This window comes from Paractinoplanes pyxinae, assembly GCF_026626335.1.
In the GTDB taxonomy this organism is placed as follows: domain Bacteria; phylum Actinomycetota; class Actinomycetes; order Mycobacteriales; family Micromonosporaceae; genus Actinoplanes; species Actinoplanes pyxinae.
In genome coordinates this window covers 151,983-172,155 of record NZ_JAPNTZ010000007.1, presented here as the reverse complement: position 1 = coordinate 172,155, position 20,173 = coordinate 151,983, and the positions used below count along the sequence as shown (strand labels likewise).

The 20,173-nt window shown below is 71.9% G+C and carries 18 protein-coding genes and 1 pseudogene; 11 read left to right on the top strand and 8 right to left on the bottom strand.

Annotated elements, in window-relative coordinates:
- Positions 1-3: 3 nt before the first annotated feature.
- From OWR29_RS48040 to OWR29_RS20750, 4 genes are all read right to left on the bottom strand, one after another.
- Complete coding sequence (locus OWR29_RS48040) at positions 4-891, bottom strand: methyl-accepting chemotaxis protein (protein WP_324291258.1); 888 nt, start codon at positions 889-891, stop codon at positions 4-6.
- The gene (locus tag OWR29_RS20760) at positions 891-1,427 is read right to left on the bottom strand and encodes a PAS domain-containing protein (RefSeq protein WP_267564643.1); all 537 of its coding nucleotides are present in this window, start codon (positions 1,425-1,427) and stop codon (positions 891-893) included. The genes OWR29_RS48040 and OWR29_RS20760 overlap by 1 nt, the downstream gene beginning before the upstream one ends.
- 61 nt (positions 1,428-1,488) lie before the next feature.
- Positions 1,489-1,842: a DoxX family protein gene (locus tag OWR29_RS20755; protein WP_267564641.1), complete on the bottom strand. Its 354-nt coding sequence runs from the start codon at positions 1,840-1,842 to the stop codon at positions 1,489-1,491.
- A gap of 10 nt (positions 1,843-1,852) precedes the next feature.
- Positions 1,853-2,320 (bottom strand): DUF6232 family protein, encoded by a 468-nt coding sequence (locus OWR29_RS20750; protein WP_324291257.1) that lies wholly within the window; start codon positions 2,318-2,320, stop codon positions 1,853-1,855.
- 48 nt (positions 2,321-2,368) lie between these two features.
- Between OWR29_RS20750 and OWR29_RS20745 the strand changes: the two genes are divergently transcribed.
- The 4 genes from OWR29_RS20745 to OWR29_RS20730 all read left to right on the top strand — a co-directional run bounded on the left by OWR29_RS20745 (position 2,369) and on the right by OWR29_RS20730 (position 7,101).
- Complete coding sequence (locus tag OWR29_RS20745; protein WP_267564637.1) at positions 2,369-3,142, top strand: enoyl-CoA hydratase/isomerase family protein; 774 nt, start codon at positions 2,369-2,371, stop codon at positions 3,140-3,142.
- Positions 3,143-3,181: 39 nt separating this feature from the next.
- Positions 3,182-3,778, top strand: a complete 597-nt coding sequence (locus OWR29_RS20740; protein ID WP_267564636.1) for a hypothetical protein — start codon at positions 3,182-3,184, stop codon at positions 3,776-3,778.
- Between the two features lie 26 nt (positions 3,779-3,804).
- Positions 3,805-5,406: an Hsp70 family protein gene (locus tag OWR29_RS20735; protein ID WP_267564635.1), complete on the top strand. Its 1,602-nt coding sequence runs from the start codon at positions 3,805-3,807 to the stop codon at positions 5,404-5,406.
- A 72-nt stretch (positions 5,407-5,478) separates the two neighbouring features.
- Positions 5,479-7,101, top strand: a complete 1,623-nt coding sequence (locus OWR29_RS20730) for an acetolactate synthase (RefSeq protein WP_267564633.1) — start codon at positions 5,479-5,481, stop codon at positions 7,099-7,101.
- Here OWR29_RS20730 and OWR29_RS20725 read toward each other — a convergent pair.
- From OWR29_RS20725 to OWR29_RS20715, 3 genes are read right to left on the bottom strand one after another with little or no spacing between them, the layout of a single operon-like run.
- Complete coding sequence (locus OWR29_RS20725; RefSeq protein ID WP_267564631.1) at positions 7,098-7,442, bottom strand: PLDc N-terminal domain-containing protein; 345 nt, start codon at positions 7,440-7,442, stop codon at positions 7,098-7,100. The two genes, OWR29_RS20730 and OWR29_RS20725, sit on opposite strands and share 4 nt — an antisense overlap.
- Positions 7,443-7,480: 38 nt before the next feature.
- Positions 7,481-7,786, bottom strand: coding sequence for a DUF202 domain-containing protein (locus tag OWR29_RS20720; protein WP_267564629.1), 306 nt, complete (start codon positions 7,784-7,786; stop codon positions 7,481-7,483).
- The gene (locus OWR29_RS20715; protein ID WP_267565097.1) at positions 7,783-8,169 is read right to left on the bottom strand and encodes a YidH family protein; all 387 of its coding nucleotides are present in this window, start codon (positions 8,167-8,169) and stop codon (positions 7,783-7,785) included. Before OWR29_RS20715 ends, OWR29_RS20720 begins: the two co-directional genes overlap by 4 nt.
- A gap of 372 nt (positions 8,170-8,541) precedes the next feature.
- Between OWR29_RS20715 and OWR29_RS20710 the strand changes: the two genes are divergently transcribed.
- From OWR29_RS20710 to ligA, 6 genes and pseudogenes are all read left to right on the top strand, one after another.
- Positions 8,542-9,321, top strand: coding sequence for an electron transfer flavoprotein subunit beta/FixA family protein (locus OWR29_RS20710; protein WP_267564627.1), 780 nt, complete (start codon positions 8,542-8,544; stop codon positions 9,319-9,321).
- 18 nt (positions 9,322-9,339) lie between these two features.
- The gene (locus tag OWR29_RS20705; RefSeq protein WP_267564626.1) at positions 9,340-10,272 is read left to right on the top strand and encodes an electron transfer flavoprotein subunit alpha/FixB family protein; all 933 of its coding nucleotides are present in this window, start codon (positions 9,340-9,342) and stop codon (positions 10,270-10,272) included.
- Between the two features lie 77 nt (positions 10,273-10,349).
- Positions 10,350-11,525 carry a cysteine desulfurase family protein gene (locus tag OWR29_RS20700; RefSeq protein WP_267564624.1) on the top strand — a complete coding sequence of 392 codons (1,176 nt, stop codon included), beginning with the start codon at positions 10,350-10,352 and terminating at the stop codon, positions 11,523-11,525.
- 10 nt (positions 11,526-11,535) lie between these two features.
- Entirely contained in the window at positions 11,536-12,627 is a 1,092-nt protein-coding gene (gene mnmA, locus OWR29_RS20695) for a tRNA 2-thiouridine(34) synthase MnmA (protein WP_267564623.1), read from the top strand.
- Positions 12,620-13,612: a uroporphyrinogen decarboxylase/cobalamine-independent methonine synthase family protein gene (locus OWR29_RS20690; RefSeq protein WP_267564621.1), complete on the top strand. Its 993-nt coding sequence runs from the start codon at positions 12,620-12,622 to the stop codon at positions 13,610-13,612. Before mnmA ends, OWR29_RS20690 begins: the two co-directional genes overlap by 8 nt.
- Positions 13,613-13,695: 83 nt before the next feature.
- Positions 13,696-16,110 (top strand): annotated as a pseudogene (ligA, locus tag OWR29_RS20685) (NAD-dependent DNA ligase LigA); the annotation flags it as partial.
- A 27-nt stretch (positions 16,111-16,137) separates the two neighbouring features.
- Here ligA and OWR29_RS20680 read toward each other — a convergent pair.
- The gene (locus tag OWR29_RS20680; protein WP_267565096.1) at positions 16,138-18,036 is read right to left on the bottom strand and encodes a putative bifunctional diguanylate cyclase/phosphodiesterase; all 1,899 of its coding nucleotides are present in this window, start codon (positions 18,034-18,036) and stop codon (positions 16,138-16,140) included.
- Positions 18,037-19,872: 1,836 nt separating this feature from the next.
- Between OWR29_RS20680 and gatC the strand changes: the two genes are divergently transcribed.
- Positions 19,873-20,172: an Asp-tRNA(Asn)/Glu-tRNA(Gln) amidotransferase subunit GatC gene (gene gatC, locus OWR29_RS20675; protein WP_267564618.1), complete on the top strand. Its 300-nt coding sequence runs from the start codon at positions 19,873-19,875 to the stop codon at positions 20,170-20,172.
- Position 20,173: the final 1 nt, after the last annotated feature.

Sequence of the window (20,173 nt, the reverse complement as noted above, 5' to 3'; positions counted from 1 at the left end):
CCCCTACGCCTGGCGGGCGGTGCTGACGAACCGGTTGACCTCGGAGCGCAGCACCTCGGCCAGCTGCGACAGTCCTGCCATTCCGTGCGCGCTGCCCCCGTCGACGGCGGCCGCGATGCCGTTCACCAGCCCGCTCATCTCGCGGATGCTGTTGGTGACCGTCTCCAGCACGGCCACCGCGTCCGCCGCCACCTCCTGCACGGTGTTGACCTGACCCATGATCTCGTCGCTGGACGAGCTGGTCTCGGCGGCCAGCGTCTTCACCTCGCCCGCGACCACGCTGAAGCCCCGCCCGGCGTCCCCGGCCCGGGCTGCCTCGATGGTCGCGTTGAGTGCGAGCAACCGGGTCTGCTTGGCCACCTGGTTGATCAGGTCGACTGCCGTGCGGATCTGGTCGGATGCGGTCCGCAGCGACGTCACCGTGGCCAGGCCGCGCTCGGCCTCGGTCACCGCCTCCCGCGCGAAGTCGGCCAGGCTGTTGGTCGAGGCGCCCATCTCGGTGGCCGCGGTGGCGACCTGCTCCGAGACGGTCAGCACGGCCGACTCCAGCTCGTCGGCCAGCGCGACCCGGGCCTGCGCGGCCTCGGCGACCCGGGCCGCGGTCTGGCTCATGGCCACGATGGAGGTCGAGATCTGCTCGGCCGCCGACCGGAAGGCGCCGGACAGCCCGCGGGTCAGGATCCGCCGGTGGAACCGGCCCTCGGCGGCCGCGGCCGAGGCGGCGCCGGCCTCGCGGACGAAGGCGTCGCTCATGTCGAGCAGGCTGTTGAGCGCGGTGCGGGCGGCGACGGCCTCGTCGGAGTCGCCGATCGAGGGCAGCCGGGCCTCGAGGTCGCCCGCGGTGGCCCGGCGGCACACCTCGGTGATCGTGGTCAGCACGGGGTCGGTCATCAGCGCGCTCCGCTGGTCAGGGCCCAGATGAACTCGTCGTACGTGCGGCCGCCCAGCTCGGCCTGCAGCGCCTGCCACCCGGCCTCGACCGCGGCCGGCTTGGCGGTGTGCTGCTGCTCGGCCGAGCGGATGCGCTCGTACAGCCGGCGCACCTCGTTCACCACCGCCGGCTCGGGCAGCCGCCGGTTGGAGTGGTAGCCGACCAGCCTGCCGTCGGCCGAGAACGAGGGCGTGACGTGCGCGTACACCCAGTAGTGGGCGCCGTCGGCGGCGAGATTCACGACGTACGCGAAAATCTCTTCCCGCCGCCCGAGGGTGTCCCAGAGCAGCTTGAAGACGGCCCGGGGCATGTCGGGGTGCCGGATGATGTTGTGCGGCTGCCCGATCGCCTCGTCCTCGGTCAGCGCCGAGGTACGCAGGAAGACCTCGTTGGCGTAGGTCAGAATGCCGCGCGGGTCGGTCTTGGTCACGATGATCTCGTCGGCGCCGAAGGTGCGCTCGACCCCGGTGGGCCGCTGGGTGATGGTCGTTCTCATGGTGTTTCGATAGTCACCGAAGATCGACTCGTCCGGCCCCGGTTCGGGAAAAACTCCGTGCTCAGCGGGCCACGCGACGGGCCCACAGCACGAGCGGCACCTGCAGCGGCAGCCGTCCGAAGGCGATCGCCTGCCGGACCGGGGTGGCGCGACGCGCGTCCACCGCCATCTTGATGTTGGCCGGGAAGACGCCGACGAACAGCCCGGCCGCGGCCAGGGCGCCGGCTCGGCGGGTGCGGGGATGCGCGATGGCGGCCGCGCAGGCGAGTTCGGCCGCGCCGCTCAGATAGGTCCAGGTACGCCGCCGGCCCGGGAGCGAGCGCGGCACGATCGAGTCGAACGGGCGGGGCACGGCGAAGTGCAGCACCCCCATGGTGGCGAGCATCCCGGCCAGGGCGGCGGCGTCCTTCTTCATCGGGACGACATTACCGGCGGGTAGCCGGTTCCAGCGCCCGCTGCAGGGCGCGGTAGATGCGGCCGAACCGGGCCGCGTCGGGGGTACTCAGCAGCAGCAGGTCGCCGGTGGGAGTACGAGCCCAGATCTCACGCACCCGGCTGCCGCGGTCGTACGACCGGTCGACCCGCTCGAGCAGCACGTCGGCCAGCGGGACGACGCCCAGGCCGACCAGCACGCCGCCGCCGATCAGGGCGATCGTGGTGCTGGTGGAGGCGTCGAGGACCAGCGCGACCGCCACGGCGAGCAGGCCGATCACGACCGGGGTGAGGATAGCGAAACCGACCGCGCCCCGCCCGGCGATGGTGCGCAACGAGCGCTTGCCACGCGTGTGCCAGACCTGCCGCAGCTCGCTCAGGCGCAGGTCGTGTCCGTTGATCCGGACCCCGGCGGAGGTGATCCACACGTCCGGATCCCGGTAGTACGTGGTCACATGCATCTTTCTACCCGTCGTAGGCTGACCTGAACCGAGATTCAGGAGGCGGGCGTGGGCGAGTTCGTGACGTTGGAGACTACCGACGGCATCGGGACGATCCGGTTGACCAGGCCACCGATGAACGCGCTCAACACCCAGGTACAGGAAGAGCTGCGGGCCGCCGCGCATTCCGCGACCGAGGACGAGCAGGTCAAGGCCGTCATCGTGTACGGCGGGGAGAAGGTTTTCGCAGCCGGCGCCGACATCACCGAGTTCACCAAGGTCGGCTACCCCGAGATGGCCGTGCGGGCGGCCGCGCTGTCGAGCGCGTTCGACGCCGTGGCTCGCATCCCCAAGCCGGTCGTCGCCGCGATCACCGGCTACGCGCTGGGCGGCGGGTGCGAGCTGGCCCTGGCCTGCGACTGGCGGGTGGTGGCGGAGGACGCCAAGCTCGGCCAGCCCGAGATCAAGCTGGGCATCATCCCCGGCGCCGGCGGCACGCAGCGGCTGGCCCGGCTGATCGGCCCGGCCCGTGCGAAGGATCTGATCTTCTCGGGCCGCATGGTGGACGCCGACGAGGCGCTGCGGATCGGGCTGGCCGACCGGGTCGCCCCGGCGGCTGAGGTGTTCGAGACGGCTCTTGCGCTCGTCAAGCCGTACGTCAATGGTCCGTCTCTTGCCTTGCGGGCGGCCAAGCTGGCGGTGGACGGCGGGCTGAACACCGATCTGGCCTCCGGCCTGGCGCTCGAGTCGCAGCTGTTCGCCGGTCTGTTCGCCACCGACGACCGGATCGAGGGCACCACGGCATTTGTGGAGAAGCGTAAGCCCACATTTACGGGGCGTTAGCTCTCGACCCCATCGATCCCTTGCCATAAAGTCCGACGGGTGGAACCGGTTCCGGTCACGCGCACGGTGCGACGCACTGTGCGCATGGCCGTGGCGCTGGTCGTCGGCCAGGCGTTGCTGTGCGCGCTGATCGGCTGGCTGACCCTCGGCCAGTCCCGGTCCGAGCCGCCCGGAACCCCGGGCTCGGTGGTCGACCAGCTGGCCGCGCCCCCTCCGGCCAATCCGCCGCCACCCTCGGCCCGTACGGCGATCGCCCCGGCCACCACCCAGGCGCGCAAGCCGGCCCCCGTCGCCACCACCACCCGTCCCGTCCCCCGCCGAGCGGTCACGTCGTCCGCCGTCCCCTCCCGGCCCCCCGCTCAACCGCCGGCCAGCCGCGAACCGGAGCCGATCCTCATCCCGGCTCCGAAGTCCCCGGCACCGGAACCGCCCGCGCCGTCGCCGCCGGCGGTCACCCCCATGCCGACGACGACCAGTGCCACGCCGGCCCCCAGCCCGACACCCGATCTGGTGCGGGAGCCGGTCGAGGTGGGGGACGAATGCCGTCCCGCGGGTGCTTACGGGCGAACCGCCGAGGGGGTGCTCGTGCGCTGCGTACGGGAGTGGGGGCACCGGCCGCGCTGGAAGATCGTCTGACGACTCCGACCCCCTAGACTCAGGGGATGGCCATCGACCAAGGTGAGCCGAAGCACGCGCTGGGAGTGGACTTCGGCACCTCGAACACCGTCGCGGTGGCGCGCTGGCCCGACGGCCGCGCGCGCCCGATCCTGGTCGACGGCTCCCCGCTGCTGCCCTCGGCGGTGTTCGCCGAGCTCGACGGCACGCTGGTGGTGGGGCGGGACGCGGTGCACAGCGCCCGCATCGACCCGGTCCGGTTCGAGCCCAACCCCAAGCGCCGCATCGACGACGGCCTGGTGCTGCTGGGCGAGCAGGAGTTCCCGGTCGTCGAGCTGATCGCCGCCGTGCTGGCCCGGGTGGCCGAGGAGTGGCGCCGCGCGGTCGGCCCGGTGACCCCCGACGTCACCCTGACCTGCCCCGCCACCTGGGGCTCGACCCGTCGCTCGCTGCTGGCCGACGCCGCCGCCCGGGCCGGGCTGGCCGGGGCCCGGCTGGTCGCCGAGCCGGTCGCCGCGGCCACCTACTTCGCCGAGGTGCTGGGCCGCGACGTGCCGATCGGCTCGGTCGTCGTGGTGCACGACTTCGGGGCCGGCACGTTCGACGCCAGTGTCGTGGCCCGCACCGCGTCCGGCTTCGAGGTGATGGCGGTCGACGGCCGCGACGACATCGGCGGCCTCGACGTCGACGCGGCGATCGTCGAACACCTGCGCACCAGCGAGTGGCAGCGGCTGCTCGAGCCGTCCACGGCTCAGGAGCGCCGCGCCCAGCGCCAGCTGTGGGAAGAGGTGCGGATCGCCAAAGAGAGGCTGTCCCGCGCCCAGTCGGCCGAGTTCGTGGTGCCGCTGCTCGACACCGAGGTCCACCTCACCCGCGACGAGCTCGAGAAGCTGGCCCGCCCGGTGCTCGAGCAGACCGTCCGGGTCACCAAGGGCCTGCTCGACTGGGCCGACCTGCCCGACGGGCGGCTGGCCGGGGTCTTCCTGGTCGGCGGGGCGAGCCGGATCCCGCTGGTGGCCACGCTGCTGCACCGCGAGCTGGGCGAGGCGCCGGTGGTGATCGAGCAGCCCGAGCTGGTGGTGGCCGAGGGCAGCATCCTGGCCTCGGCGGCGATGCTGGCCACCGGGGCGGCCACCCCGGGCCCGACCTCCGAATTGCGGCTGGTCTCCACCGGGCGGGCCGAGTCGGCCACCGTACGCGTGGCCGCCGCGTCAGTGCGGATGCCGGGCACCACCGGCCTGCAGCCGCCGGTCGACCCCTGGCCCGACGCCGACCACAGCAGCTGGGTGCCCGACCCGCACGCCACCGTCCCGACCCCGAAGCCGGTCTTCCACCCGCCGCCGTCCGCGCCGGTCTCCTCCGGGCCGGTCACCTCCCGTCCGGTCACGCCGCGCCCGCCGCCCGCCCGTCCGGTCTCGTCGCCGCCCACCTTCCAGGCCCGGCCGCCGACCCGGGTCGAGCGGGCCGTACGCCGGCCCCGCCGCACCGGCAGCTTCCTGCGCTTCCTGCAGATCCTGCTCAGCATCCTGGTGATGATCGCGGTGCCGCTGGCCGCGCTGGTGCTCGCGTACGGCTGGGGCAACGGCTACCCGATCCAGACCGACATCGAGAACCTGATCCGCGACCTGGGCGAGCTGCTGGGAATCTGAGGCTCGTTCACCTTTTCCGGCGTGCCGGGTAGCGTGCCCGGAGAACCGGCAACGGCGCGAGGGGAGCACGGCATGGCAGAGGCGATCGAGGGGCACGGCGGCGAACTGGCGCTGGCCGCGGCCCGGGCGTTCGGGGTGAACGAGATGTTCACGCTCTCGGGCGGGCACGTGTTCCCGCTCTACGACGCCGCGCACAAGATCGGCTTTCCGATCTACGACGTGCGGCACGAGCAGACCGCCGTCTTCGCGGCCGAGGCCGTCGCCAAGCTCCAGCGCCGTCCCGGGCTCGCGGTGCTCACCGCCGGCCCCGGCGTGACCAACGGCATCTCGGGCCTGACCAGCGCGTTCTTCAACGCCTCGCCGGTGCTCGTGCTGGGCGGCCGGGCTCCGCAGTTCCGCTGGGGTTCGGGCAGCCTGCAAGAGTTCGACCACGTGCCGCTGGTCGCCCCGATCACCAAGTACGCCGGCACGGTGACCGACACCGATGCCATCCCCGGCGAGGTGCGGGCCGCCCTGACCGCCGCCCTCACCGCCCACCGCGGGCCCGCCTTCCTCGACCTGCCGCTCGAGATCGTCTTCTCCACCGGCGAGGCCGCCGCGCCCGGCGAGCCGGCCGTCCCGGTGCTCGAGGCCGACCCCGACGAGGTGTCCCGCGCGGCCACGCTGCTGGCGTCGGCCGAGCGTCCGGTGATCATCGCCGGCTCCGACGTCTGGGGTGGCGACGCGATCGCCGAGCTGCGGGCGGCCGCCGAGGCGCTGCAGGTGCCGGTGTTCACCAACGGCATGGGCCGGGGCGCGCTGCCGCCGTCGCACCCGCTCGCCTTCGCCAAGGCGCGCCGCCCCGCGCTCAACGAGGCCGACGTGGTCTGCGTGATCGGCACCCCGCTCGACTTCCGGCTCGGCTTCGGCGAGTTCGGCGCGGCCCAGGTCGTGCACATCGTCGACGCCCCCAGCCAGCGCGCGAGCCACGTCGAGACGGCCGTGTCACCGGCAGGCGACCTGCGGCGCATCCTGACCGCCCTCGCCGAGCACAGCGGCGACCGGGCCGACCACGCCGAGTGGATCCAGGGGCTGCGTACGGCCGAGGACGCGGGCAAGGCGCGGGACGCCGAGGCGATGGCGGCCGAGACCGACCTCATCAAGCCGGCTCGCATCTACGGCGAGCTGCGGAAGGTTCTGGCGCCGGACGCCGTGACGATCGGCGACGGCGGGGACTTCGTCTCGTACGCGGGAAGGTACTTGGAACCGGCCCAGCCCGGCACCTGGCTCGACCCGGGGCCGTACGGCTGCCTGGGCACCGGCATGGGCTACGCCATGGGCGCGCGGGTGACCTATCCCGACCGGCAGATCTGCGTGCTGATGGGCGACGGGGCGGCCGGCTTCTCGCTGATGGACGCCGAGTCCCTGGTCCGGCAGGGGCTCCCGGTCGTCATGGTGGTCGGCAACAACGGCATCTGGGGGCTCGAGAAGCACCCCATGCAGGCCATGTACGGCTACGACGTCGCGGCCGACCTGCAGCCCGGGCTGCGCTACGACGACGTGGTCAAGGCGCTGGGCGGCGCGGGCGAGACGGTGGAGAAGGCGGCCGAGATCGGCCCGGCCCTCGAGCGCGCCTTCGCGGCCGGGGTGCCCTACCTGGTCAACGTGCTGACCGACCCCGGCGACGCCTACCCTCGCTCGTCCAACCTGGCCTAAGGCTTGTCCGGCTCCTCACGGTTGAGGTCTTTCTCCCACTGGGCGAGCATCTCGCGCTCGCGGCGGGACTGCTCGGTGTCGACCGAGCGCAGGAAGTCGGGGTCGTCGTCCGGCGCGGCGGGAGCGCGGCGCCGGCGCGGCACCGTGCCCTCCTCGGGCGCGGGCAGCGGACGGCCCCACAGGAAGTAGGCGAGCGGGCCCAGCAGGGGGATGAGAAGGATCACCAGCACCCACACCAGACGCGGCGCGTTGCGGACGCGGGCGGCCGACAAACAGCTGATCAACGCCAGCACGAAGAGCACCAGCTGCACGGCAGCGAGAAGGATGAACAACCGGACCATGTGGCAATGATGACGCGCCCCGGCCGATCCGGCGACGATCAGAGCATGACAACCAGACTTGCGAGCGCGGCGAGAGCGACGGTGGTCAACGCGTAGGCTGCGATCGTGCGCCGTCCGGGGTGCGGCGGGCTCTTCATCAAGGCGCGGGCGCGGCGGTAGGCGATCGCGACCAGGAACGACCACCCGAGGCCGCTGAGCGCCGCGGTGATCCATTGCGGAACGCCGGCGTCGGGGTGGAAGGCGGGCCGGGCGGCGAGCAGGCCGACGACTCCGGCCGACAGGGCCGTACGCCGCCAGGCGAGCCGGGTGCGTTCGGCCGCCGCGCCGTGGTCGTCGCCGGTCACCCCGCGGCCTGAACGACGACGGCGACGATCATCGCGACCGCGCCCAGGGCGACCGCGACGGCCAGCACGGCGGGGAATCGCGAGCCCGGCAGCTCCTGGCCCAGACGCATGGCCCGTTCGGTGCGGGCCCAGTGGTCGACCGCGCGCAACGCCACCAGGCCGCCCAGCACGAGCAGCAGGATGGCCATGATCTCGCGCAGGTGGGCGATGGGCAGTGGCGGCAGGAACTGGGCGACGCCGAGGCCGCCCGCGATCAGGGCCAGGCCGGTGCGGATCCAGGCCAGGAAGGTGCGCTCGTTGGCCAGCGAGAAGCGGTAGTCAGGCGTGCGGCCGACCGTCGGCGTCTTCTCCGGATCGATCCATTGCCGCAGGCCACCTAGCACGTACGAATTATTGACCTTCTCGGTCGAGAAGGTGCATCCACAGCATGCGGACTTCGTCACTCACGCAGGCCTCGCGGGGCCGGCCGCAGCGGCAGTACGGCGAGTCGGTGCTCACCCGGCCATGGGCGTTCAGCGCGGGCGCGGGGCCACGTGGTAGACGATGGGTAGCGGACGGAAGCAACTCGTCGGCCGCCCGAGTGATTAGGCCGGACATTTCGTACACCTCCCTGTACCGACTGTAGCCAGCGGACAGCCGGAACGGGTGAGGTGAGTCACTCTGGGTGGCCGTCGCGCCTAAGCTACCGACGGGTAACCTGTCGGGAGGCGTCCGGCCGCACAGGTGCGTTCACAACAGGAGGTCGTAGGAGCGCGATGAATATCGTCGTACTGGTCAAGCAGGTGCCCGACTCCGGTGCCGAGCGCACCTTGAGCCCGTCGGACAACACGGTCGAGCGGGCCTCGGCCAACAACGTCATCAACGAGATGGACGAGTACGCCATCGAAGAGGCGTTGAAGATCAAGGAAGAGCACGGCGGCGAGGTCACCGTCCTCACGATGGGCCCGGCCGGTGCGACCGAGTCCATCCGCAAGGCGCTCTCGATGGGCCCCGACAAGGCCGTCCACATCTCCGACGACGCGCTGCACGGCTCGTGCGCCGTGGCCACGTCCAAGGTGCTGGCCGAGGCGCTCAAGACGCTCAACGCCGACCTGATCATCGCCGGCGCCGAGTCGACCGACGGCCGCGTGCAGGTCATGCCGCACATGCTGGCCGAGCGGCTGGGCATCGCGGCGCTGACCGGCGCCCGCAAGCTCACGGTGGACGGCTCGCAGCTGACCGTCGAGCGGCAGACCGACGAGGGCTACGAGGTCGTCACCGCGGCCACCCCGGCCGTCGTCAGCGTGTGGGACACGATCAACGAGCCGCGATACCCGTCCTTCAAGGGCATCATGGCCGCCAAGAAGAAGCCGGTGCAGGCGCTCGCGCTGGCCGACCTGGGCATCTCCTCGGACGAGGTGGGCACGGCCGGCGCCACCAGCGCCGTGGTCGAGTTCTCGAAGCGGCCGCCGCGTTCGGCCGGCACCAAGGTCACCGACGAGGGCGACGGCGGCGCGCAGCTGGTCGCGTACCTCGCCACCGAGAAGTTCGTCTGAGCCGGGGAAGAGGGAGTCATGGCTGAGGTTCTGGTTGTCGTCGAGAACGGCGTCAAGAAGGTCACGCTCGAGATGCTGACCATCGCCCGCGGTCTGGGCGACGTCTCCGCGGTCGTCTTCGGTGAGGCGGACACGGCGAAGCTGGGCGAGTACGGCGCGTCCAAGGTCTATGCGGCGTCGGGTGACGACGTGGACGGCTATCTGGTCGCCCCGAAAGCGGCTGTGCTGGCCGATCTCGTACGGGAAAAGCAGCCCGCCGCCGTCCTGCTGGCCTCGACCCAGGAGGGCAAGGAGATCGCCGGTCGCCTGGCCGTCAAGCTGGACAACGGGCTGCTGACCGACGCGGTCGAGGTGGCCGCCGACGGCACCGCGACCCAGGTCGTCTTCGCCGGCTCGGGCATCGTCAAGTCGAAGGTCACGCGCGGTCTGCCGATCGTGACGATCCGCCCCAACTCGGTCACCCCCTCGCCGTCGCCGGTCGATGCCGCCGTCTCGTCGATCGAGGTCAACGTGGCCGACAGCGACAAGCTGACCAAGGTCGTCGAGCGCGTGGTCGAGCAGAAGGGCTCGCGCCCCGAGCTCACCGAGGCCGGCATCGTCGTCTCCGGCGGTCGCGGCGTGGGCAACGCGGACAACTTCAAGCTGGTCGAGGAGCTGGCCGACCTGCTCGGCGGCGCGGTCGGCGCGTCCCGGGCGGCGGTCGACTCGGGCTTCTACCCGCACCAGTTCCAGGTGGGTCAGACCGGCAAGACCGTCTCGCCGCAGCTGTACGTGGCCCTGGGCATCTCGGGCGCCATCCAGCACCGGGCGGGCATGCAGACCTCGAAGACGATCGTGGCCGTCAACAAGGACGCCGAGGCCCCGATCTTCGAGCTCGCCGACTACGGCGTGGTGGGCGACCTGTTCAAGGTCGTGCCCCAGGCGGCCGACGAGATCCGCAAGCGCAAGTAATCCCCGTCACCAGGCGGCCCGGCGCACCGCGCCGGGCCGTTCTGCGTCCGCGGGGCGAGGCATAAGCTTTGGAACTGATGGCCTACTTGGATCACGCTGCGACCACGCCGATGCTCGACGAGGCGCTGGCGGCATACGTTGCGGCGGCCCGCGAGGTCGGTAACCCGTCGTCCCTGCACGCGGCCGGGCGGCACGCCCGGCGCCTGGTCGAGGAGTCGCGCGAGCGCATCGCGGCCGCCCTCGGCGCCCGGCCGTCCGAGGTGATCTTCACCAGCGGCGGCACCGAGAGCGACAACCTCGCGCTCAAGGGCATCTTCTGGGCCCGGCGGGCCGGCTCGCTCAACCGCAGCCGGGTGGTCGCCTCCGCGGTCGAGCACCACGCCGTTATGGACAGCGCCGAGTGGCTGGGCTCGCACGAGGGCGCCCAGCTGAGCTGGCTGCCGGTCGACGACGCCGGGCGGGTCGACCCGGCCGCGCTGGCCTCGGTCGTCGAGGCGTACGCGGACGAGATCGCTGTCGTCAGCGTGCAGTGGGCCAACAACGAGGTGGGCACGATCCAGCCGGTGGCCGAGCTGGCCCGCCTGGCCGCCGACGCCGGCATCCCGTTCCACACCGACGCCGTGCAGGCGCTGGGCCAGGTGCCGGTCGACTTCGCGGCCAGCGGCGCCGCCGCCATGACGGTCACCGGGCACAAGGTCGGCGGTCCGGTCGGGGTGGGCGCGCTTCTGCTCGGCCGGGACGTCGCCTGCACCCCGCTGCTGCACGGCGGCGGCCAGGAACGCGATGTGCGCTCGGGCACACTCGACACGGCCGGGGTGGCTGCCTTCGCCACCGCCGTCGAGGCGACGGTCAAGAGCCAGGCCGCGTACGCCGTACGGGTCGGAGCCCTGCGGGACGAGCTGGTGGCCCGGGTGCGGGCGGCCGTGCCGGACGCGGTGCTCAACGGCGACCCCGGCGACCGCCTGCCCGGCAACGCCCACTTCAGCTTCCCCGGCTGCGAGGGCGACGCGTTGCTGCTGCTCCTGGACGCGCAGGGCGTCTGCTGCTCGACCGGCTCGGCCTGCTCGGCCGGGGTCGCCCAGCCCAGCCACGTGCTGGTCGCGATGGGCGCCGACGACGACCGCGCCCGGTCCTCGCTGCGGTTCACTCTCGGGCACACCAGTGTTGTTGAAGATGTCGACGCTCTGCTGGCCGCGCTGCCCGGCGCGGTCGAGCGCGCCCGCCGCGCCACAGCCTGGAAAACCCCCCGTTAGGCTGGATGCCATGCGAGTTCTTGCGGCCATGTCAGGCGGCGTCGATTCCGCCGTCGCCGCCGCGCGCGCCCACGCCGCCGGCCACGACGTGACCGGCGTGCACCTGGCGCTGGCGCGTAACCCCCAGACCTACCGCACGGGAGCGCGCGGCTGCTGCACGCTCGAAGACTCCCGTGACGCCCGCCGCGCTGCTGACGTGATCGGCATCCCGTTCTACGTGTGGGACATGGCCGAACAGTTCCACGCCAACGTCGTCGACGACTTCGTGGCCGAGTACGCGGCCGGCCGCACGCCCAACCCGTGCCTGCGCTGCAACGAGAAGATCAAGTTCGAGGCGGTGCTCGACCGGGCCGTCGCGCTCGGCTTCGACGCCGTCGTCACCGGTCACCACGCCCGCCTCGGGGCCGACGGTCTGCTGCGCCGCAGCGTCGACGAAGGCAAGGACCAGTCGTACGTGCTGGCCGTGCTCACCCGGGCCCAGCTCGATCGGGCCGTCTTCCCGCTCGGCGACTCGACCAAGGCCCAGGTGCGCGAAGAGGCGGCCGCCCGCGGCCTGGCCGTGGCCGACAAGCCCGACTCGCACGACATCTGCTTCATCGCCGACGGCGACACCAAGGGTTTCCTGCAGCGGCAGCTGGGCGACGCCCCCGGCGACATCGTCGACGGCCGCACCGGCGAGCGCCTGGGCAGCCACAACGGCGCCTACGGCTACACGATCGGCCAGCGCAAGGGGCTCGACCTGCGCGTGCCGGCCGCCGACGGCCGTCCCCGCTACGTGCTCTCGATCACCCCGGTGACCAACACGGTGACCGTCGGCCCTCGAGAGGATCTTGAAGTCAACGAGGTCATCGCGTCCAAGGTCATCTGGCACAGCGACTCGACCCAGGTCGAGTGCGACGTGCAGCTGCGGGCCCACGGCGAGGTCTACCCGGCCACCGTCACCATCGAAGGCGACACGCTGACCGCCCGCCTCGAGACGCCCGCCCGCGGTGTCGCCGCCGGCCAGGCGATCGTGGCGTACCAGCGCTCGCCCGAGGGCGACATCGTGCTGGGCTCGGCCACGATCACCGCCGCGGCGCCCCTGGCAGCCTCGCGTGCCTGACTTCCCCTGGTCGCCCGGCTCGGCCACCGGCATCGGCTCGCTGCCCGGCACCGACATCGCCGAGGCCCAGCGGGTCGTCTTCGGCGAACTGCCCGACCTGCCGCACCTGGCCGAACTGCCCGCCCGCGGGCCCGGGGCCGACATCATCGGCCGCAGCGCCGGGTTCCTGGTCGAACTGCCCGTGCAGCTCTACGCCGGCCGCTGGCAGGTGGCGCCCCGCCCCGGCCAAGACCTGCGCCGCACGGCCGACCTGCTGGAACGCGACCTCGACCAGCTGACCGAACAGGGCGAGAAGTACGCCGGGCCGCTGAAGGTGCAGTCGGCCGGCCCGTGGACGCTCGCCGCCTCCATCGACCTGCAGATCGGCGGCCGCCTGCTGCGCGACGCGGGCGCGGTGCGCGACCTGACCGACTCGCTGGCCGAGGGCCTGCGCCGGCACGTGGACGACCTCCGCAAGCGCCTGCCCCGGGCCGAGCTCCTGCTGCAACTCGACGAGCCGTCCCTGCCGACCGTGCTGGCCGGCCGGGTGCCGACCGAGAGCGGCCTGAGCGCATACCGGGCTGTGCCCGGGCCGGACGCGGCGGCTGCCCTGCGTACGGTGGTCGAGGCCGTGGGTGTGCCCGTGATCGCGCACTGCTGTGCGCCTGCTGTGCCGCTGCAGGTCTTCCGCGACGCTCAGGCGGCTGCGGTTGCTCTCGACTTGTCGCTGCTCAAAGACCTCGACCCGGTGGGGGAGGCGCTGGAGGCCGGGCTCGGCCTCTTCGCCGGGGCCGCCCCGACCACCCCGCCGGCCGGGGGAATCGACGGCAAGAAAGTGGCCGATCGTGTGGCCACGCTGTGGAAGAGGCTCGCTTTCCCGGCGGCTCAACTGCCCCGGCAGGTAGTCATCACCCCGGCCTGCGGCCTGGCTGGCGCCACCCCGGCGTACGCCCGAACCTCGCTGACCGCCTGCCGCGAGGCCGCCCGCCGCCTTTCCGAGGTCTGACCTGCGTTTCGGTGTCGTGCCGGGCCGAAAATGTCAGAGGCGACGACTACGGTTCTTCGTAGTTGTCGAGCACGGAGGTCCCGGTGGCGAAGAAGGCGGAATCCCAGCAGCCCGAGCGTGACGAGGTCGTCGACGCTCAGCCGACCGCTGAGCAAGAGGCCGCTGCCGGTAAAGACCCGACGCCCGAGGCGAGCCAGCGTCACGCCGAGCTGGCCGACGAGCTGCGCGGCCACCAATACCGCTATTACGTGCTCGATTCGCCCACCATCTCCGACGCCGACTTCGACAAGCTGCTGCGTGAGCTCGAGGCGCTCGAGGCTGAGTTCCCTTCCCTGCGTACGCCCGATTCGCCCACGCAGAACGTCGGTGGCACCTTCTCGACGCAGTTCACGCCGGTCGAGCACGCCGAACGCATGCTCTCGCTCGACAATGTGTTCGACGACGAAGAGCTCGGCGCCTGGGTCGACCGCACGCTGCGCGACGCCGGTGGCCCGGTCGAGTTCATCTGTGAGCTCAAGGTCGACGGCCTGGCCATCAACCTGACGTACGAGAAGGGCCGTCTCGTCCGCGGGGCCACCCGGGGCGACGGCCGCACGGGCGAGGACGTGACGTCCAACGTCCGCACGATCCGCGAGATCCCCGAGCGCCTGACCGGCGACGACCTGCCCGACCTGCTCGAGGTGCGCGGAGAGATCTACTTCCCGGTGTCCGCCTTCGCCGACCTCAACGCGTCGCTGGTCGAGCAGGGCAAGGCGCCGTTCGCCAACCCGCGCAACGCGGCGGCCGGCAGCCTGCGGCAGAAAGACCCGCGCATCACCGCCTCGCGGGGCCTGCGCATGGTCGTGCACGGCATCGGCGCTCGTCAGGGGTTCACCCCCACCTCGCAGTCGCACGCCTACGAGGCGCTGAAGGCGTGGGGCCTGCCCACCAGCTCCCGCTGGAAGCTGGTCGACGACATCGCCGGCGTGCGCGAATACATCGAGTACTACGGCGAGCACCGGCACGACGTCGAGCACGAGATCGACGGCGTGGTCATCAAGATCGACTCGGTGGCCATCCAGGGCCGGCTGGGCTCCACCTCGCGGGCCCCACGCTGGGCCATCGCCTACAAGTACCCGCCGGAAGAGGTCACCACCAAGCTGCTCGACATCGACGTGAACGTCGGCCGGACGGGCCGCGTCACGCCGTTCGCCGTGCTCGAGCCGGTGAAGGTGGCCGGTTCCACGGTCGCCCTGGCCACGCTGCACAACGCGCGCGAGGTCGAGCGCAAGGGCGTGTGGATCGGCGACACGATCGTGCTGCGCAAGGCGGGCGACGTGATCCCCGAGGTGCTGGGCCCGGTCATCGACCTGCGGCCCAACGACGCTCACCCCTTCGTCATGCCGACGCACTGCCCGGCCTGCGGCACCAAGCTGGCTCCGGCCAAAGAGAGCGACATCGACATCCGATGCCCCAACACGCGGTCGTGTCCCGCGCAGCTGCGCGAGCGGGTGTTCCACCTGGCCGGGCGGGGCGGGTTCGACATCGAGGTGCTGGGCTACAAGGCGGCCCAGGCCCTGCTCGACTCCCACGTCATCACCGACGAGGGCGATCTGTTCGCGCTGACCGAGGATCAGCTGCGCCAGTCCCCGTTCTTCGTCAACCAGGACGGCAGCCTGGGCACCAACGCCGTGAAGCTGCTGGAAAACCTGGAGGGCGCCAAGGACCGTCCGCTGTGGCGCGTGCTGGTCGCCTTGTCGATCCGCCACGTCGGCCCCACCGCGGCGCAGGCGCTGGCCCGCCAGTTCGGCTCGATGGAGGCGATCGAGGCCATCGTCGCCGCCGCACCGGGTAGCGCCGAGGAGGCCGCGGCGGTCGAGGCCGCCGCTCTCGACAGCTCGGTCGCTTCGACGGCCGCCGGCGTCCTGGCCGACGCCGCCGCTTCTTCCGGCACGGCCGCTTCTTCGGATAGTGCCGCTTCTTCCGGCGGCGCCGCTTCCTCAGCCAGCGCCGCTTCTTCCGAGGACGCTGACGCGACGGACGATGACGCCGCTGCCGCCGATGGTGAGGCCGCGCCGGCCAAGAAGGCGAAGGCCGCGCCCGACGTCCTGTCCACGGTGGAGGGCGTCGGCCCGACCATCGCGGAGAGCCTGCGCGAGTGGTTCGCCGTCGACTGGCACCGCGACATCGTCAGCAAGTGGCGCGAGGCCGGCGTCCGCATGGCCGACGAACGGGTCGACGAGGGTCCCCGCCCCCTCGAAGGCCTGACGGTTGTGGTCACCGGCACGCTTTCCACCCACTCCCGCGACCAGGCCACCGAGGCCGTGACCTCCCGCGGCGGCAAGGTCAGCGGCTCAGTCTCCAAGAAGACAGCCTTCGTAGTGGTCGGCGACAACCCCGGCAGCAAGTACGACAAGGCCCTCACCCTCAAGGTCCCGGTGCTCAACGAGGAGGGCTTCGCCGTGCTTCTCTCCGACGGCCCGGACGCCGCCCGCGAGGTGGCCGAGTTCGCTCCCGAGGCCCCCTGACAGCTCGGCGGGCTGTTGTCAGCGGGGGCGCGTGGGCAGGGCGACGGTCGGGCGGACGGGGCGGTAGCGGGACAGCCAGTCGGCCAGCTCGGGGGCGGGCATCGGGCGGGCGTGGAACCAGCCCTGGGCGGCGTGGCAGCCGGCCTCGGCGAGCAGGCGCCAGGTGCGTTCGTCCTCGACGCCCTCGGCCACGGCTCGCAGGCCCAGGGCCTCGGCCAGGTCGATCACCGAGCGGACGATGGCGGCGTCGCCGTGGTCGGTGGCCATGCCGAGGACGAACGAGCGGTCGATCTTCACTTCGGCCAGGGGCAGGCGGCGCAGGTGCTGCAGGGACGAGTAGCCGGTGCCGAAGTCGTCCAGGCTGATGGCGATGCCCATGCGGTCCAGGCGGGTGATCGTGCTGAGGACGCGGTGCGGGTCGGCCATCAGGGCGCTCTCGGTGATCTCCAGCTGCAGGAGGTCGGGCGGGACGTCGTACTCGCGCAATAAAGAGTCGACGCGGTCGGCTATGTCACCGGCGTGCAGGTCGCGAGCGCTGACATTGACGGCGGCTCGCAACGGGCGGCCGGCGTCGCGCCACGTGGCCAGCTGGGCCACCACCTCGTGCAGCACGCGGCCGGTGAGCAGGCGCATCACGGGGGTCGGCTCGGCCACCCGGATCAGCTCCTCCGGGCCGACCAGGCCGCGCTCGGGGTGCCGCCAGCGCAGCAGCGCTTCCACTCCGACCACCTCGCCCGTCGCGATGGCGATCTGAGGCTGGTAGAAGAGCGTGATCCCGTCGTCGGGTGTGTCCGCGCGGAGGGCGTGCCGCAGGTCGGCCAGCAGGGTGAGCCGGTCGGGTGTGTGGTGGGGCGCGTCCGGGGTGTGCAGGGCGACCTGGTCGCCGCGCTGCTTGGCCTCGTACATCGCGGCCTCGGCCTCCCGCAGCAGCGTCGTGCCGTCGCCGCCGGGTTCGCGTTGCAGCGCTATGCCGATGGAGGCGCTGACGTCCACCGGCACGCCGTCCAGGGTGAAGGGGCGGTTCAGAGCTTCGGCCAGGTGTTCGGCGATGCGCCGGGCCGACGGCGGCCCGTCGACCCGAGTGGCGAGCACCGCAAACTCGTCGCCGCCGAGCCGGACGACCAGGTCGTGGGCCGGCACCACTTCGGCCAGGCAGTGCGCCACCTCGCCGAGCAGGCGGTCGCCCGCGCCATGGCCGAGGGCGTCGTTGACCGTACGGAAGCGGTCGAGATCCAGCACCAGCAGCGCCAGCCGTCGCCCCTTGGCCTGCGAGAGCACCGCCGCGTGCAGGGCGCGCCGATTCGGCAGTCCGGTCAGGCTGTCCACGCGGGAGGCACGCTCGAACTCGCCGGCCGATCGAACCATTCGGTGTACGGCGTGCAGCGCCAGCAGAACCAGCGGTACGAACGCCAGTCCGACCTGCGCCGTCGCCAATACGACCGGCCCGAGCAGCAGCAGCGCCCCGGTGGCCAGCACCTCGACCCCGATCCGGCGCATCCGCCGAAGCCGCTGGAGCCGCCGCAGCCGCGGCCCCGGCCGGTCGGCCATCGACCGGGCCACGATCGCCGCCAGCCCGTACCGGGCCACGATCCAAGCACCGGCCGCCGCCACCGTGAGTAAGGCGTCCCCCCAGTCCGGCCCCGGCCCGATCCGCAACGACACCAGCGCGACGACGAGCGAGGCCGCCCCCAGCGCCACCGCGTGCTGCACCGCCAGGTGAAGAGTCCGCCGAGCCGAATGTCGCATCCGAACACCAGCCACCGTGACCGCGATCAGCTGCACCGCCAGCGCCGGCCCATACCCCCAGGCCAGCGCGATCGCAAAGGTGAAGCAGATAGACGGCAGGATGACCGAACTGGCCCGCCGATTAGCCACCAGATAGGGCCGCGCATCCACCACGACGGCGAGAAACCCCATGAGCCAGTACGCCCCGGGAAGCCCCTCGAACGCCCCGCGCTGAAACACCCACAACAGCCCGTCAACCAGCCCCGCCAAACCCACGGTGACCAGAGCAGCCCGCCGCCGACGCCCAGCCCGCAAAGCCGACCCACCCAGAGCAACCCCGGAGCCACCCGCACGGCGACCCTCGGCCGCCGAAAAGCGTCCCGCTTCGACGAGCCGATCATGACGGCCTACCCCAGCCGCCGAAGGGCACCCCGCGTCGTCGAACCCCTCATCACGGCCTACCTCGGCCGCCGAAAGTCGTCCCGCTTCGTCGAACTCCTCATGACGCCCACCCCCGGCCGCCGGAATGTGTTCCGCCAGTTCGGGCCACTCATGCATCGGTTCGAAGACGCGATCGCTCGCCGCGGATTCACGGGGGCGTGCGGCGTCCATGCGACCTCCACCAGGGCCTCGATCAACCGACCGTTCCCACGATAGATCCACATGCGCATCCCACCGCAAAACATCTTCTCCGTTATCAAATCGGCATACGTCCCAAAGCGCTCAATAAACCAATTTCCCTCCATACGAGTGACCCCCACCAGCCCACGCCACAACACCCCGCCCCCAAGCGACCTGAGCCACCGACCTGGGGAAGCGGTTTGACCTGGCCGTCCCCAGCAGAACCGGCCGGCCGGGTCGGGCCGGGCCGAGCCGGGCGGGCGAGCCGAGCCGGGCGGGCGAGCCGAGCCGGGCGGGATCAAGCAGGCAGGCCGAGTGGGTGTGATTGAGCAGGCGGCCGAGTTGGCGGATCAAGCGAGTCGGGCCATCGGGCTGATCGAGCTGGTAAGCCGAGTGGGGTTAATCGAGCGGGTGGGTCGAGCTGAGTGGATCGAGTTGGGTCGGCTGAGCGGAGCGGATCGAGCGGGCGCGCCGAGCGGGGTGGGCCGAGTGGGGTTAATCGAGCGGGTGGGTCGAGCTGGGTGGATCGGGTTGAGCGGGCTGAGCGGAGCGGATCGAGCGGACGCGCCGAGCGGGGTGGGCCGAGGGGGGTTGGCCGAGCTGGGCGGGTCGAGCAGGGCGGACCCCGCGGCTCGGGCCGTTGGGCGGATCGAGCTGGTGAGCCGAGTGGGGCGGATCGAGCGGGTGGTTCGAGCTGGGTGGATCGAGTTGGGCGGCTGAGCGAAGCGGATCAAGTGGGCCGCGGATGGGTGGGCCGAGGTGGGTTTGCGGAGCCGGGCGGGTCGAGCAGGGTGGATCGAGCTGGGCGGGTCGGAGCGGATCGAGCGGGCGGGCTGAGCGGGCGGATCGAGTGAGGGTGGGCCGGGCTTCGCACGCTGATTAGGGCCTCGCACTGGATCGGGATGGTGGAGGTCGGCGCGTCGGTGGACGAGCTCGGCGGAGGTCGCGGGACAGCGGAGGCCGGCGTGCGCGGGTTGGGGTTTCGGGCGCAACCACTTACGCACGTCGCCGTGGTGGGGTGAGCGTTCTGGACGCGCCAGCGGCCAGCTCACCCCGCCGCGGCCCTCGGCGGGAGCGACGGTCTGTAACCCCCCACCCCGCTACGACATCCACCTTTTGACTTGGATTTTCGCTGACCGCCCCCCACCCCGCTACGACATCCAGCTCTTGACTTGGATTTTCGCTGACCGTCCCCACCCACCCCGCTACGACATCCGGCTCTTGGCTTTGATGGTGGTTGCGCTGTCATCAGTTATCGGCACACGCACGCACGCCTCGTCTGCTGCGACACGCCATCCCTGTCCCGGCGGTGGGGGTGGTGGGGGCGCGAAATAGACTCGTCCGGTCAGCGTCTTATCGAGGCGTCTTCTCAAGGCGTCATATCGGCATACGAGGAAGTGAGTCCATATGGCCGCCATTTCCCGCGAAGAGGTTGCGCATCTTGCGCGCCTGTCGCGGCTCGCCGTGACCGAGGAGGAACTGGACCGGTTCGCGGGGCAGCTCGACGTGATCCTGCAGTCCGTGGCCCGGGTCGGCGAGGTGGCCGCCGACGATATTCCGCCCACCTCGCATTCCGTGCCGCTGACCAACGTGTATCGCGACGACGTGCCGGTTCCGTGCCTGACGCAGGAGGAGGCGCTTTCGGGCGCCCCGGACGCCTACGAGGGCCGGTTCCGTGTGCCGCGCATCCTGGATGAGGAGGACTGAC